This is a genomic window from Allobosea sp. GW821-FHT12C12, from assembly GCF_058807355.1.
Genome location: NZ_JBXAQP010000011.1, coordinates 22,466 through 36,969 on the forward strand (window position 1 = coordinate 22,466; position 14,504 = coordinate 36,969).

At 65.9% G+C, this 14,504-nt stretch carries 14 protein-coding genes and 1 pseudogene; 8 read left to right on the top strand and 7 right to left on the bottom strand.

What is annotated here, in order from left to right:
* The first annotated feature begins 38 nt into the window (after positions 1 to 38).
* From AC1RRW_RS16015 to AC1RRW_RS16025, 3 genes and pseudogenes are all read left to right on the top strand, one after another.
* A complete protein-coding gene (locus AC1RRW_RS16015; protein WP_492901805.1) occupies positions 39 to 1,007 on the top strand; it encodes an ABC transporter permease in 969 nt (322 codons plus the stop codon).
* The gene (locus AC1RRW_RS16020) at positions 1,004 to 1,915 is read left to right on the top strand and encodes an ABC transporter permease (protein WP_492901806.1); all 912 of its coding nucleotides are present in this window, start codon (positions 1,004 to 1,006) and stop codon (positions 1,913 to 1,915) included. Before AC1RRW_RS16015 ends, AC1RRW_RS16020 begins: the two co-directional genes overlap by 4 nt.
* Before the next feature lie 251 nt (positions 1,916 to 2,166).
* Positions 2,167 to 2,598: pseudogene (locus AC1RRW_RS16025) on the top strand (transposase); the annotation flags it as partial.
* 136 nt (positions 2,599 to 2,734) lie between these two features.
* Here the strand turns inward: AC1RRW_RS16025 and AC1RRW_RS16030 are convergent.
* The 6 genes from AC1RRW_RS16030 to AC1RRW_RS16055 all read right to left on the bottom strand — a co-directional run bounded on the left by AC1RRW_RS16030 (position 2,735) and on the right by AC1RRW_RS16055 (position 8,231).
* Positions 2,735 to 3,799, bottom strand: coding sequence for an MsnO8 family LLM class oxidoreductase (locus tag AC1RRW_RS16030; protein ID WP_492901807.1), 1,065 nt, complete (start codon positions 3,797 to 3,799; stop codon positions 2,735 to 2,737).
* Positions 3,800 to 3,855: 56 nt separating this feature from the next.
* A complete protein-coding gene (locus tag AC1RRW_RS16035) occupies positions 3,856 to 4,812 on the bottom strand; it encodes an ABC transporter substrate-binding protein (protein WP_492901809.1) in 957 nt (318 codons plus the stop codon).
* Entirely contained in the window at positions 4,809 to 5,573 is a 765-nt protein-coding gene (locus AC1RRW_RS16040; protein WP_492901811.1) for an ABC transporter ATP-binding protein, read from the bottom strand. The genes AC1RRW_RS16035 and AC1RRW_RS16040 overlap by 4 nt, the downstream gene beginning before the upstream one ends.
* The gene (locus tag AC1RRW_RS16045) at positions 5,566 to 6,276 is read right to left on the bottom strand and encodes an ABC transporter permease (RefSeq protein WP_492901813.1); all 711 of its coding nucleotides are present in this window, start codon (positions 6,274 to 6,276) and stop codon (positions 5,566 to 5,568) included. The genes AC1RRW_RS16040 and AC1RRW_RS16045 overlap by 8 nt, the downstream gene beginning before the upstream one ends.
* A gap of 659 nt (positions 6,277 to 6,935) precedes the next feature.
* Entirely contained in the window at positions 6,936 to 7,733 is a 798-nt protein-coding gene (locus AC1RRW_RS16050; protein ID WP_492901815.1) for a transporter substrate-binding domain-containing protein, read from the bottom strand.
* Between the two features lie 39 nt (positions 7,734 to 7,772).
* Positions 7,773 to 8,231: an amino acid ABC transporter permease gene (locus AC1RRW_RS16055; protein ID WP_492902000.1), complete on the bottom strand. Its 459-nt coding sequence runs from the start codon at positions 8,229 to 8,231 to the stop codon at positions 7,773 to 7,775.
* A gap of 322 nt (positions 8,232 to 8,553) precedes the next feature.
* Between AC1RRW_RS16055 and AC1RRW_RS16060 the strand changes: the two genes are divergently transcribed.
* Entirely contained in the window at positions 8,554 to 9,114 is a 561-nt protein-coding gene (locus AC1RRW_RS16060; protein ID WP_492901817.1) for a hypothetical protein, read from the top strand.
* Between the two features lie 41 nt (positions 9,115 to 9,155).
* On the opposite strand, the gene AC1RRW_RS16065 is transcribed toward AC1RRW_RS16060, so the two are convergent.
* Positions 9,156 to 9,662, bottom strand: coding sequence for an Lrp/AsnC family transcriptional regulator (locus AC1RRW_RS16065; protein ID WP_492901819.1), 507 nt, complete (start codon positions 9,660 to 9,662; stop codon positions 9,156 to 9,158).
* Positions 9,663 to 9,701: 39 nt separating this feature from the next.
* Between AC1RRW_RS16065 and ehuR the strand changes: the two genes are divergently transcribed.
* From ehuR to doeA, 4 genes are all read left to right on the top strand, one after another.
* Positions 9,702 to 11,156 carry a MocR-like ectoine utilization transcription factor EhuR gene (ehuR, locus tag AC1RRW_RS16070; RefSeq protein WP_492901821.1) on the top strand — a complete coding sequence of 485 codons (1,455 nt, stop codon included), beginning with the start codon at positions 9,702 to 9,704 and terminating at the stop codon, positions 11,154 to 11,156.
* A gap of 130 nt (positions 11,157 to 11,286) precedes the next feature.
* Positions 11,287 to 12,315 (top strand): hydroxyectoine utilization dehydratase EutB, encoded by a 1,029-nt coding sequence (gene eutB, locus AC1RRW_RS16075; RefSeq protein ID WP_492901823.1) that lies wholly within the window; start codon positions 11,287 to 11,289, stop codon positions 12,313 to 12,315.
* Entirely contained in the window at positions 12,312 to 13,325 is a 1,014-nt protein-coding gene (eutC, locus tag AC1RRW_RS16080; RefSeq protein WP_492901825.1) for an ectoine utilization protein EutC, read from the top strand. Before eutB ends, eutC begins: the two co-directional genes overlap by 4 nt.
* The gene (doeA, locus tag AC1RRW_RS16085) at positions 13,322 to 14,500 is read left to right on the top strand and encodes an ectoine hydrolase DoeA (protein ID WP_492901827.1); all 1,179 of its coding nucleotides are present in this window, start codon (positions 13,322 to 13,324) and stop codon (positions 14,498 to 14,500) included. Before eutC ends, doeA begins: the two co-directional genes overlap by 4 nt.
* The last annotated feature ends 4 nt before the right edge of the window (positions 14,501 to 14,504 follow it).

Sequence of the window (14,504 nt, forward strand, 5' to 3'; positions counted from 1 at the left end):
CCCATATTCGCAGGCCTCCCTGACCGCGGGCAGCAGGCATGAGCGCCTGGTTCCTGCGCAGGCTGCTGCAGGCCTGCTTCGTCGTCCTGGCGATGACCGTGATCGTGTTCCTCGGCATCAGCGTCATCGGCGATCCCGTCGAGACCCTGATCTCGCAGGACGCCGATCAGGGCGAGCGCCTGCGCGCGATCGCGGCCTTCGGACTCGACCGGCCGCTCTGGGTCCAGTATCTCTCGTTCCTGGGCGGGGCGCTCCGTGGCGATCTCGGTCGCAGCTTCGTCTATAACGAGCCCGCCCTGCAGATCATCCTGCAGCGCATGCCGGCGACGCTCGAACTCGCCGTCACTGCGATGCTGATCGCCGTCGTGATCGGCATTCCGCTGGGGCTCTATGCCGGGGTGCGGCCGCGTTCTCCCGTATCCAAGGCGATCATGACCGGTTCGATCCTCGGCTTCTCGCTGCCGGGCTTCTGGGTCGGCCTGCTGCTGATCATGGTGTTCGCGGTGCAACTCGGCTGGTTTCCCTCCGGCGGTCGCGGCGAGACCCGCGAGCTCTTCGGCATCCAATGGTCGTTCCTGACGCTGAACGGCCTGCAGCATCTCGCCTTGCCTGCGCTCAACCTCGCCCTGTTCAAGATTTCCCTCGTCATGCGACTGGTGCGGGCCGAGACGAGGGAGATCATTCCGCTGGACTACATCCGCACGGCGCGGGCCAAAGGACTGTCGGAAGGTGCCATCGTCTGGCGACACCTGCTCCGCAACATCCTGATCCCGGTCGTGACTATCGTCGGGCTCGAATTCGGGTCGGTGATCGCCTTCTCCGTCGTCACCGAGACGATCTACGCCTGGCCGGGAATGGGCAAGCTGATCATCGACAGCATCCATGTGCTCGACCGGCCAATGATCGTCGCCTACCTGATGATCATCGTGCTGCTGTTCGTGATCATCAACCTGATCGTCGACAGCATCTACACGCTGCTCGATCCGCGCGTGAGGGTCGGCCGATGAGCGCTTCCGTGCCGAAGCAGTCCGGGACGCCCGTGCCGATCACGCCGACGCACCGGTTCCTGCGAGCCTTCACCGCCTCGCGGACGGCGCTCGCCGGGCTGGCACTGCTCGCCACGGTCGTGCTTCTGGCCGTGTTCGCCTCCTGGGTCTCGCCGCAGAACCCCTATGACCTGACGCAGCTCGACATCCTCGACGGCGGCCTCCCGCCGGGATCCAAGGCGGCCACCGGCATGACCTACTGGCTCGGGACCGACACGCAGGGCCGCGACATGCTCTCGGCCATTCTCTACGGCCTGCGGATATCGCTTTTCGTCGGCGTGACGTCGGCCGTCGCCGCGGCGACGATCGGCGCGATCCTCGGGCTCTTCGCTGCCTATGCCGGCGGCCGCGTCGAGACGACCATCATGCGCCTGGTCGACCTGCAGCTTTCCTTCCCGGCGATCCTGATCGCGCTGATGATCCTGGCCTTCCTGGGCAAGGGCATCGCCAATGTCGTCCTGGCGCTGGTGATCGTCGAGTGGGCGACCTATGCCCGGACCGCCCGCGCGAGCGCTCTGATCGAGAGCCGCAAGGAATATATCGAGGCCGCGACGGCCATGGGGGCGTCGTCGACGCGGATCCTGTTGCGGCACCTGCTGCCCAACTGCCTGACGCCCCTGCTGGTCATCGCGACCGTTCAGGTCGCACGCGCCATCGCTCTGGAAGCGACCCTGTCCTTCCTCGGACTCGGCGTGCCCGTCACCGAGCCCTCGCTCGGCATGCTGATCGCGAACGGCTACCAGTACATGCTCTCGGGCAAGTTCTGGATCAGCTTCTACCCGGGAGTGGCCCTGCTGCTGACGGTGGTGGCGATCAACATGGTGGGCGACCACCTGCGAGACATCCTGAATCCGCGCAACGAATGCTGATGCACGGCAGGCGGCGCCGGCACCTGCTGTTCGCTCACCTGGCTACGATCCGGAGGGATCCCAGGCTCGCCTCGACCGGATCGCCATCGATCACAGCTCTCATTTCGACGAGGCTCGGCTCCGCGATCTCAAGGGGTGCGAAAATGAAACTTCCCGCGCGACGTCTTTCTCGAGTTTGTATGCAAGCTTTAGCACTTTGGCGGATTTTTTGAGACGGCTGGCGTTTTTGGGATTCCCGCGGCGTGGTTTGCGTGATTCATGGGTGGTCGGCTTTCTGGAGGGCCGGCCATGGACGAGAGCTGGAAGTCCGACCTCGAACGCTGGCTCGCCCCTTTCTCGCTGCGCTGCGGCACAAGGTGCGGGCGCGGATGTGTCCGGCCCATGCGGCGGGGCTGATCGGCGCCGGCGACCGCAAGGGCATCCAGCCGATGGCGGCCCGCGACGGTGGCGTCGGCTGCGACCAGCTTCATCACTTCGTAGCCGGCGGCATCTGGGACGCGGCGGCGTTGGAGGAGGCCCTGCTCGCCGAGGCCGACAGGATGGTCGGCGGCGCCGAGGCCTGGCTGGTCGTCGACGACACGGCGCTGCCGAAGAAGGGCGAGCGCTCGGTCGGGGTCGCGCCGCGATACGCCTCGGCCCTGGAGAACGCCAACCGCCAGACCCTGGCGCGCGCCGAGCTGGCGGCGTGGGACCAAGGGGCCGCTGAAGGCCCGCTTCGCGGCCATGCGGATCGTGGCCGAGCAGGCGCGATCATCGGGGCGCTCCCGGGGTGAACCTGGCCATAGCGCATCCTTCCACTCGCGCGAAAAGACTGCGCCATCAAAACCCGGGATCAAACATTTCGTTATGAGAAAGTTCCAAGGGGAATCCTTGCGGTTTCAACCTTAGAGCTGCGGCCAGAAGCTCATAGTTGCGCAAGCGCAGGTCCGGGTCGTCAAGGAAATCCTGGACCATGAACTCGTCGATCCCGGTTGCATCCGCCATACGCAATAACGTCATCTTCACTTGCTCGGGCGCGCCGACGATATAGGCAGGCCAGTCCGCGGTCTCGGCGCGGATCATTCCATCCATGACTGCGATGGATTCGCCGAGTTCCGGCAAATGCGGAACCATGACCCGTTCCGGTGAGCGCCGGAGCTTGAACACCGCGCGCACCGGCATGGCGAGCCGCTCGGCCTCCTCCTGGGTTTCTCCGATGATGACGCGCGCCGCGATGAAGGCCTGCGGCGCACTGATGCCGGCGGCGTAGCGCGAGGGGGTGAAATTCCTCGCATAGGCAGCCGCCGCGTGCGGCGCCTGTTCCGGCTTGTGGAAGGCGCTGCAGGCAAGGCCAAGGCCCAGGGAAGCGGCTCTTTCGGCACTTTCCTCGCTGACCGCCAGAATCCACGGCAAGGGACCGGGCGGCTCGTCCGGCATGATGCGGATGCCATGAAACGGCGAGCTGGCGGGCAGGTCATTGCCAAGCCAGCCGATCAGTTCCTCGACCTGGGCGGCATGATCGTCCGGTGGCTCAGCCTCCCGCAGGCGCTGCAGCGCGCGGTCGGCGGCCGGCCCTGCCGTGGCGCGACCGATGCCGACATCGATGCGGCCCGGGAACAGCGCGTTCAGCGTGCGCATCGCCTCCGCGACCTTGTAGGGGCTGTAATGGTTCAGCAGCACGCCGCCGACCCCGATCCTGATCCGCGAGGTCGCGCCGGCCAGCGCCGCGGCGAAGACCTCGGGCGCGGGATTGGCCTCAAAGGCGACGTCGTGATGCTCGACGATCCAATAGCGGGTGAAGCCCAGCCGCTCTGCGGCCTGCGCCATGCGGACGGCCGTTCGCAGGGCGTCGCCGGAAGTACCGCCTTTCGGCAGAACGAGAGGATCGAGAATCGAAAGACGCATGATGCTTGAACCGAAAGCGATGGCGCCGGCCGTGGAAGGACCGGCGCCCTGCGGGCTTACTTCAGGGTGAAGGCGGACGGAGCGATGAGGTTCGTCTTGATGTCGATCGCCTTGGCCTTGGGCAGCATGCCCGCCTGGATCATGAAATCCTGGTCTTCGGCGAGGTTGGCGACATCCGCCGCGGTCATCGCTGGGGCGAAGTCATACAGGGGCATTTGCGCCCGCGCGTCCTCGATCGAGATTTTCTGCTCCTTCGCGGCGATCGCCAGCGCCTCTTCGGGATTCCTCGCCATGAAATCCAGGGCCTTCCGATGCGCCTCGAAATAGGCCGCGAGCAGATCGGGATGCTGATCGGCGAAGGCCGCGCGAGCGCCGATCACCGTCGTCGGCTTGATCAGCCCGTCGCCGCTGGTCAGGGCCTTGCCGCCCGCCTTCTCCACCAGGGTGACGTTGGCCCCTGCAAGCGTGGCGACGTCGACCTGGCCGGCTAGAAGGGCGGCGCGGGCCGCCGGCAGATCCATGTTGATGTATTCGACGTCGTTCAGCGTCAGCTTCTGCGAGGCGAGCGCCGCCACCAGCAGCTGGTTCAGCACCGTGCCCTTCGGCCCCGCGATCTTCTTGCCCTTGAGATCGGCGATCTTCGCCGGGCCGTCGGCGCGGGTCATCAGGAAATAGGCCTTGGGCGAGCGCGCATAGGCCGCGACGACCTTGAGATCGACGCCATTCGCGCGCGCGAGGATCGCCGAGGTGCCTCCGAGCACGCTGGCGATGTCGATCTCGCCGGCCGCGAGCGCCTGCGTCTGCTGGGCACCCGATGTTATCTCGGGATTCTCGACCTTGATGCCGAACTTGGCGAAGGCCTCGTCGAGATAGCCCTTCTCGCGCATCACGATGGACGGCACGTTGAAGGGGGCGGTCACATAGGTGACGCGGACCGTTTTCGGCTTGTCCACCGCTGCGACCGGGCCGATCAGCAATGTGAGCGCAAGGCTCAGGGAAGCGAGCAGTTTCACGAGAACGTCTCCTTTTCAATGGCGGGAGCAGAATTCGGCTCCCGCGCGGGTGAGGTGAGATTGGCGAGGATGCGCCGACGATGGTCGTTGAAGGATGCGGCTGTTGGGTCGCGCGGAAACGGCAGATCGACCGGCTCATGGCCGACGACTCGGCCGCGATCGAGCTCGAGCACATGCTGGCCGAGCAGGACCGCCTCCTCGACGTCATGGGTGACGAAGACGATGGTCGGGCGCTTCTCCTGCCAGATCGCGATCAGCTCGTTCTGCATGACGCGGCGGGTGAAGGCGTCCAGCGCTGCGAAGGGCTCATCGAGCAGCAGCAGATCGGGCTCTGTCACCAGGGCTCGGGCGATGGCGACGCGTTGCGCCATGCCGCCCGAGAGCTGGCTCGGCATGGCATCGGCGAAGGCGGACAGGCCGACAGTCGCGAGAGCGGCCCGGCTGCGCTCCTCCGTGACGGAAGGGGGAAAGCGTCGGCGCAGACCGAAAGCGACATTCCCGAGCGCGTCGAGCCAGGGCATCAATCGTGCTTCCTGGAAAACGACGCCCGTCCGCACGGGACCGTCCTGACGCCGCAGCTCGCCGCTGGTCGGCTGTTCGAGCCCGGCAAGGAGGCGCAGCAAGGTCGTCTTGCCGCAGCCGCTGCGGCCGACCACCGTCGTGATCGACCCATGCGGGAAGGAGAGATCGACGTCGGCGAGGGCGACGACCTTCGTCTCGCCCAGCCGATAGGCCTTGCCGAGCTGGAGCGCCTCAAGCACGCGCCATCTCCAGATCGCCGGACAGCCAGCTCGCCTTGCGACGGATGAGGTATCGGAGCAGGTGATCGCTGATCAGGCCGAGCATGCCGATCACGAGGATGCCCGCCAGCACGATATCGGTGCGCGCCAGGTTTTCCGCGTCGACGATCATGTAGCCAAGCCCTGCGGACGACGCTATCAGCTCGGCGCCGACGAGGGCGCGCCAGCTATAGCCTAGGCCGATGCGCAGTCCGACCACGATCGACGGCAGGGCCGAAGGCAGGACGATCCGCAGTATGATCTCGGTCCGAGTGAAACTGTAGACCGTTCCGACATCAATGAGTTTGCGGTCAACGGCGGCGATGCCGCCGCGGACACCCAAGAATATCGGGAAGAAGCAGGACAGGACGATGATCCCGATCTTCTGTGTCTCCCCGATGCCGAGCCACAGGATCAATAGCGGCATCATGGCAAGCGGCGGTATCTGCCGGAGAAACTCCAACAGCGGCTCGATCGCGCGGCGCAAAGTTCGGCTCACACTGAACAGCAGCGCGACGGGAACGGCCAATCCGATCGCGAGCAGATAGCCGAAGGCCACGCGCCGCAGGCTGACCAGCGCATGTTTCATAAGGACGCCGGAGCTGGACAGCTCCACGAGCGTCTCGAACACGGTTTGCGGAGACGGCAGCAGGAAGGGTGTGACCCAGCCCTGCGTGCTTGCCACATGCCACGCGAGAAGGGCTGCGAGGAAAACCGCCAGCGTTGATAGTCGTGGCATTGGAGGTGACCGAAAATAGGAACGGCTTGGCCTGTAATCTTCCGGGCGACATTAGCAAGTGAAACGGCATAGATAATAATTATTCTAAGAATAATCTTCCGCAGTGCTACCTACAAAGTCACCGAGAACAGCAACGGCAGAGGGCGGCTTCCGCCTTGGCTGAACGTGGATCCCCCCGTTCGTCCAACCCGCGGCAAAACCGCGCGCCGGTCACCGATCAGACCGGCTTCCGGCTTTCGTCTCGACACGCCATAATCGTCAGCGGCCCGCCAAAGCTCGATAGGTGCTTGAACTCCCTTGCGCTTCCGAGCGGCCGGACGCTGGTCCGCTGACCACCTTCGTTCGTTGAGGAAGCAGGCCACACAGCAAAGAGGCTGCATTTCGCGATCGTCTTTGATGCAGGCTAACGAGCCGCACCGTATCGGCTACCCGCAGCGCAGGGGTCAGCCCCTCTCCTGAGCGCCAATGGCGTAACTTCGCGCCTCGCCTGGGAGCGGACTCACCTGTCACTGGTTGCCGGCGGTCGGATTGACGCGATGTTGCACAATTGGCAACCCCAGACCGAGCGGCGCTGATCGATCGGGCCGCTCGGTCTGCGTATCTCATCAGAACGCCGGAAGCGGCTTCCAGGCGTCGCCCATCCACTTCTCATAGGCCTTGGGGATGGACCCGTTCAGGATGTTCACGAACAGGAAGGTGTTGACCCAGCGCTGGAAGTCGAAATCGCCGCGGCGCACGCCCATCGCATAGACATTGCTGGTCATCGTCAGCTTGCGCTCGAACTTCTTGTCGGGATAGCGCTTGTTCAGCTCCGAGGCGAGATAGGAGACCGTGCCGGCCGCATCGACCTGCCCGGCGACGAGCGCATTGAGATTGGCGCTGTCGTCGGCGAACTGGACGAGCTGCAGGCCCGGGATGTTCGCCTGGGCGATGAGATTGGCATAGGCCGAGCCGCGCGCGACGCCGACGCGCTTGCCGGCGAGGTCGGAGAGCTGCGTCACCTTTAGCTCCGGCGGGCCGATCACCATCGATTCATGCATGCCGTAGGGCGCGGTGAACAGCACCGACTTGGCGCGCTCCGGCGTGATCTGCAGCGTCGAGGCGATCACGTCGGCCTTGCCGGTCAGCAGGCTCGGGATGCGGTTCTCGTTGGTCACCGGCACGATCTCGAGCTGGACGCCGAGCTCCTTCGCCAGCATCTTGGCGATCTCGACGTCGTAGCCGTCGGGCTGCATCTCGGCATTGGTCGTGCCGAAGGGTGGCGAGGCCGTGTTCACCCCGACCAGCACCTTGCCGCGCTTGAGCACGGCGTCGAGTGTCTGGGCCTGGGCGCTCGCGCCGGCCAGCACGAGCGGGATCACGGCCACAAGGCTGCGCAGCCAGTTTCCGGACTTCATCGTCATCGTCACTTTCCCCTCTTCTTGCGTTGACGGACCACGGTTTCAGTGGGAGCGGGCCTGGCGCTGCTCCAGCCATTCGGAGAGCAGGGTGAAGGGCAGGCACATCACGAAATAGGCCGCCGCCACGGCGCCGAAGGCGAGCAGCGGCTGGAAGGTCGCGTTGCTGACGATCTGGCCGGCGCGCGTCAGCTCGATGAAGCCGACGATCGAGGCGAGCGAGGTGTTCTTGATGACCTGGACGACGAAGCCGCAGCTCGGCGCCAGCGCGGTCCGCAGCGCCTGCGGCAGGATCACCAGCCGCATCCTGAGCGCGCGCGTCAGGCCAAGCGCGGAAGCGCCCTCCCACTGCCCCTTCGGCACGGCGCGGATCGCGGCGAGCCAGATCGTCGTGAAATAGGAGCCGGCATAAAGCGTCATCGCCAGCGCGCTCGACAGCAGCGCGCCGATATCGAGTCCGATGGCGGAGAGCCCGAAATAGGCGATCAGCAGCAGAAGCAGCAGCGGCGCCGTGGCCGGTCGACATGCCTTTTGTGACTGACGGCAACGTCCAAGTCGTCAGGCCGCAGACAGTGTTTTAAAATAGCGGAACGTATCGGCCTCAATTTGCACATTCTCTGCGAGGCTGCCCTGGAAGAATACGATCTTGATCGGGCGGCCGAGCAGCTGACTAGGTGTTTGATCCCGTGTTTTGATGGTGCAGACTTTTCGCAGAGTTGGAAGGATGCGCTATGGGTCAGGTTCATCACGGGAGCGCCACGACGGCAGCGGCGATCCGTCGAGCGATACCTACGCTTCGGGGCCAGTCACGCACAGCTGGTGGGCGATGGTCATCCTGCTGCTCGTCGCCGCTGCGCTCTACCTCTCCTATCTGTTCGGCTTCCTCTATCTCTGGACGGTGGCGCCCGAAGGATGGCCGCGACGGTCCGGCCTGCCGTCTCCAGCGGGTGCCTGGCTGTCGTTCGCAGCCTTCGGCCTCAGCGGCGTCTTGCTCGCAGGCGCCCATCATCTTCTCGATCGCAGCGCGCGGCGCACGGGGCTGGTGGCCCTGCTTCTCCTTGCCGGGGCAACCGTCCTTGCCGGAGCGCTCGCGCTCGACCTCATCGGCCACTGGCGAAGCGGTCCGCGCCCGCAGACCAGCGGCTACGCGGCGATGGTGTACGCCCATGCGGCCTTGCAGGCGCAAATCATCGCTGCGGTCATCGTCATTGCCCTGTTCGGGATTGCGCGCCTCCTGGTCGGACGGCTCGATGGCAACAGGCGCGAAGGTCAGGTGCGAGGTCGCCCTTGCTTCGTTCTCCGCGGTCGGGCTCGCCCAGAACTCCTGGCGGTCGGAAACGCGCACGCGCTTACCGTTGAAGAGGTCAACGATGCCGGCCGGCCGTGAACGTCAGGCGATTACCAAAAAGCCGACGTGCCCACTTGCATTCATTTCATGACCTGGAAGTGCCCCTGCGGAAAAGAGTGCGCTTCGACGAGTGGGACGCTCTTGGTCACGACATAGGTATAGTAGCGCTCGATCCCGATCGCGGGATCGAGCAGGCGGTCGATCAGGCGCTGATAGCTGTCGATGTCGGGCGTGACCACGCGCATGATGTAGTCGATGCCGCCGCCGGTGGCGTCGCAGGCGACGATGGCCGGCTCCCTGGCCACGGCCTCTTCGAAGCGGCGAAAATCCGCCTGCTGATGGCTCTTCAGGCTGATCTCGACGATCACAGTGGTTCGCGGCGCATCGGGTTCCAGATCGACGATAGCGGTGTAGCCCTTGATCACGCCGGCCTCTTCCATCCGGCGCAGCCGCTCCCAGCATGCCGCCGGCGACAGCGCCACCGTTTCGGCAAGCTTGAGCTTGGTCATGCGGCCGTCGCGTTGCAGCGCCGCGACGATCTTCAGGTCGATGGGATCGAGCTTCATCTTCTGGAGCCGCAGGTGCATAATGTCATGAATGCTGCGCTCTAAGAACGAGACAATCCCATGTTACGTCAAGCCGACCGGCCTTCCGGCAACAGGCTTTCCCCGGTTGTGGAGAACGCCGTCGAATGGCGCCCGGTCCTGACGAAGCAGAAGGGCGCGACCAAGCACGCAGCGCTGACCGAGCGCATCATCGCCGATATCGACGCCGGCGTCCTGAAGCCGATGGACCGGATGCCGACCCATCGCGAACTCGCCCGCGAACTCGGAATCTCCGTCCAGACCGTCAGCCTCAGCTACAAGGAGGCTGAGCGCCTCGGCTATCTCAGCGGCGAGGTCGGACGCGGAACCTTCGTGAAGAGCCGCGTCACCGAGCAGGCCGGGCGGCTGATGCTCGACCGCAGCCCGACGGAAGTCGTCGATCTCTCGATCGTGCGCGGCGTCTATCTCGATGCGCATGAGGCAGCCTCGCGCCAGGCGCTGGCGGCGCTGGCCGAGGACGACACCAGCGCCTTCATGCGGCCATGCCGGCCGATCGCCGGCCTCGACCGCCATCGCGAAGCAGCGCGTCTTTGGCTTGGACCTATCGGCGTCGAGACGTCAGTCGAGCGCGTGCTGATCACCAATGGCGCGGCCCATGCGCTCTTCCTGGCGCTGGCCTGCGTGGTGCGCGCCGGCGACCTCGTGCTGACCGAGAACCTGACCGATCACGGCGTCATCGGCCTCGCCAACGTCCTCGGCTTCAGCCTCAAGGGCTTGCCGACCGACGAGGAAGGCATCAGCCCAGATGCGTTCGAGACCGCCTGCCGCGCCGGCCGCGTCCGTGCGCTCGTCCTCATCCCGACGCTCAACAATCCGACGAGCCATGTCGCCGGCCCAGAGCGCCGCCGCGCCATCGCCGAGATCGCACAGCGCCACGGCGTCTTCGTGGTCGAGGACGAGGTCTACAAGCCGCTGATCCCCGAGCCGCTGCCGTCGATCACCGCGATGCTGCCCGATCTCGGCTTTTTCCTCACCAGCTTCACCAAGACGGTGCTGACCGGCCTGCGCGTCGGCTATCTGGTGGTGCCGCCGCAATACTCGATCCGCGCCGCCTCGATCCTGCGCGTGACGAGCTGGAGCGGCACCTATCTGCCAGCCGAGATCGCGACGCGCTGGGTCGAGGACGGCACGGCGCAAAGGCTGCTCGCTGTTCAGCGCGAGGAGGCAAAGGCACGCCAGCGCATCGTCGCGGAGACGCTCGGAAGCCATGTCGCCTCGAGCCATTCGCTCTCGCTCTGCGCCTGGCTCAAGGTCCCCGCGCACTGGACCGAGGACGGCCTGGTGCGCTCGCTCGCCGACCGGCGCGTGGCGGTAACGCCGTCCGATCCGTTCGTTGCCGGCCCCAGCCATGGCGGCGGCATCCGCATTTGCCTGGGCGGGCGGATGAGTCATGAGATGCTGGCCCGGACGCTGACGACAATAGGCCAGACTTTCGAGCAGCTTCCGCCGGTTTTCGACATCGGCGCGATCGGCTGAGGGCAGCGGCGAATAGACCCACTTTGCCGTGTCATTGCCGCCTTTGGACCATATTCGGCATAATTGAATCATGACAATATAATAATTGACATGAAATTTTCCCCCTCGCAGCATGACAAGCGAGGGAGACATGACGGTGACCAAACCGCGTCTTTTCACTGCCGAGACGGATCGACCGGCCACGCTGCCGGCCACCGTCGCGCTGCCCGAGATCGAAGCCGCCGCCGAGCGCATAGCCAGCCGGGTCGGGCGCACGCCGCTCATCGCCTCCCCTTCCCTGAGCCGCCTGTGCGGCCAGTCTGTCCATCTGAAGCTCGAAACCCGCCAGCCGATCGGCGCCTTCAAGCTGCGCGGCGCGATGAACGCAGTGCTGGCCTTGGGTGAAGACCAGCGTCGGCGCGGACTCGTGACCGCGTCGACCGGCAACCATGGCCGCGCGGTCGCTTACACCGCCCGCGAGCTCGGCCTTGCCGCCACAATCTGCATGTCGGCGCTGGTGCCGGCGAACAAGGTCGACGCGATCCGCGGGCTGGGCGCTGAGGTCCATATCGTCGGCCGCTCGCAGGACGATGCGCAAATCGAGGTCGAGCGGCTGGTTGCCGAGCGCGGGCTCACTCCGATCCCGCCGTTCGACCATCCTGACGTCGTCGCCGGCCAGGGCACGATCGGCCTCGAACTGGTCGAGGATTTGCCTGAGCTCGCCTGCGTGCTGATCCCGCTCTCGGGCGGCGGGCTCGCAGCGGGCATCGCCGTCGCCGTCAAGGCACTGCGCCCGAAAATTCGCGTCATCGGCATCTCGATGGAACGCGGCGCCGCCATGGCAGCCGCGATCGCGGCCGGCCGCCCCGTCGAGATCGTCGAGGAGGAGACACTGGCGGATTCTCTCGGCGGCGGTATCGGCCTTTCCAACCGCGTCACCTTTGCGCTGTGCCGCGACCTGATCGACGAGGTCGTGCTGCTCAGCGAGGCCGGGATTGCGGCCGGCATCCGCCATGCCGCGCTTGTCGAGGATCAGATCGTCGAGGGCGCCGGCGCGGTCGGCATCGCCGCCCTGCTCGCCGGCAAGGTCGCGCCGCAGGGCCCGGCGGCTCTCATCCTCTCCGGCCGCAACATCGACGAAGCCGTGCACCGGCGCATCGTTTCCGGAGCTACCGCATGAGCCGTATGCTCGTCCTCACCGAAGCGGAGCTGCGCCGCATCGTCGGACTCGATCTGAGCGCCGTCGCCTGTGTCGAGGAAGCCTTCGCGGCGCTTGCGACCAAGCCCGTCGCCATGCCGCCGATCCTCCGGCTCGACATTCCCGAGCACCGCGGCGAGGTCGATGTGAAGACGGCCTATGTGCCGGGCCTCGATGGCTTCGCCATCAAGGTCAGTCCCGGTTTCTTCGACAATCCCAGGCTGGGCCTGCCCAGCCTCAACGGGCTGATGATCCTGTTCAGCGCCCGGACCGGCCTGGTCGAGGCGCTGCTTCTCGACAATGGCTATCTCACCGATGTCAGGACGGCCGCCGCCGGAGCCGTCGCGGCGCGGCATCTCTCCCGGCCGGACGCCGCGGTCGCCGCCATCTTCGGCGCCGGCATGCAGGCGCGGCTCCAGCTCGAAGCGCTGGCGCTGGTGCGGCCGATCCGTGAGGCACGGATCTGGGCGCGTCATCCACAAAGGGCAGATGAGGCCGCGAGCGATCTCTCCCGCAAGCTCGGCTTTCCCGTCACCGCCGCCGCCGATCCGCGGGCCGCTGCGCGAGGCGCCGACGTCATCATCACCACGACACCGGCTGAGCAGCCGATCCTGATGGCGGACTGGCTCGAGCCCGGCCAGCACGTCACTGCGATGGGCTCCGACAGCGAGCATAAGAATGAGATCGACCCGGCCGCCCTCGCCCGCGCGACCTATGTCGCCGATCGCCTCAGCCAGACGCGGCGGCTCGGCGAACTCGCCTATGCGATCCGCGCCGGTCTCGCTACGGCTGATCAGGCTTTTGCCGAGCTCGGCGAGATCATCGCTGGCAAGCGCCCCGGCCGGACCCGCACCGACGAGATCACGCTGGCGGACCTGACCGGAACCGGCGTGCAGGACACCGCGATCGCCAATCTGGCCGCCGCCCGCGCCCGCGAGACGGGCGCGGGACAGACCATCGACACCAAAGCCGAAGCGGGAGACGCCGCGTGACCGTGACCCTGAACTTCACCCGCGAGGAATATGCCGAGCGCCTCGCCAAGACCCGCGCCGCCATGGATCGGGCCGGCGTCGAGCTGATGGTCGTCACCGACCCCTCGAATATGCACTGGCTCACCGGCTATGACGGCTGGTCGTTCTATGTCCATCAATGTGTGCTAGTGCCGCCGACCGGTGAGCCGATCTGGTATGGCCGCAAGCAGGATGCGAATGGCGCCAGGCGCACCGCTTGGATCGGCCATGACAACATCATCGGCTATCCCGACCATTATGTGCAGTCGAGCGAGCGCCATCCGATGGATCTGCTGGCGCAGATCATCGCCGAGCGCGGCTGGGACAGGCTCTCGATCGCGGTCGAAATGGACAATTACTACTTCTCGGCGGCGGCCTTCGGCTCCCTGCAGAAGCATCTGCCCAATGCCCGTTTCAAGGATGCCGGGGGGCTGGTGAACTGGCAGCGCGCGGTCAAGAGCAGGACCGAGCTCGACTACATGCGCAAGGCCGGCCGCATCGTCGAATTGATGCACCAGCGCATTGTCGAGGTCGTCGAACCCGGCATGCGCAAATGCGACCTCGTCGCCGAGATCTACGATGCCGGCATTCGCGGCACGGCCGAGTTCGGTGGCGACTACCCGGCGATCGTGCCGCTGCTGCCCTCGGGCGCCGATGCCTCCGCCCCGCATCTGACCTGGGACGACAAGCCCATGCGCCTTGGCGAAGGCACCTTCTTCGAGATCGCCGGCGCCTATCGGCGCTATCACTGCCCGCTCTCGCGCACCGTCTTCCTCGGCAAGCCGACGCAGGCCTTCCTCGACGCCGAGAAGGCGACGCTTGAAGGCATGGAAGCCGGCCTCGCCGCGGCAAAGCCCGGCAACACCTGCGAGGACATCGCCAACGCCTTCTTCGCCGTGCTGAAGCACTACGGGATCATCAAGGACAACCGCACCGGCTATCCGATCGGCCTGTCCTATCCTCCGGATTGGGGCGAGCGCACCATGAGCCTGAGGCCCGGCGACCGAACCGAGCTCAAGCCCGGCATGACCTTCCATTTCATGACCGGCCTCTGGCTCGAGGATATGGGCCTCGAGATCACCGAAAGCATCGCGATCACTGAGACCGGCGTCGAATGCCTGTCGAACGTGCCGCGCCAGCTCTTCGTCAAGGCTTGAGGCG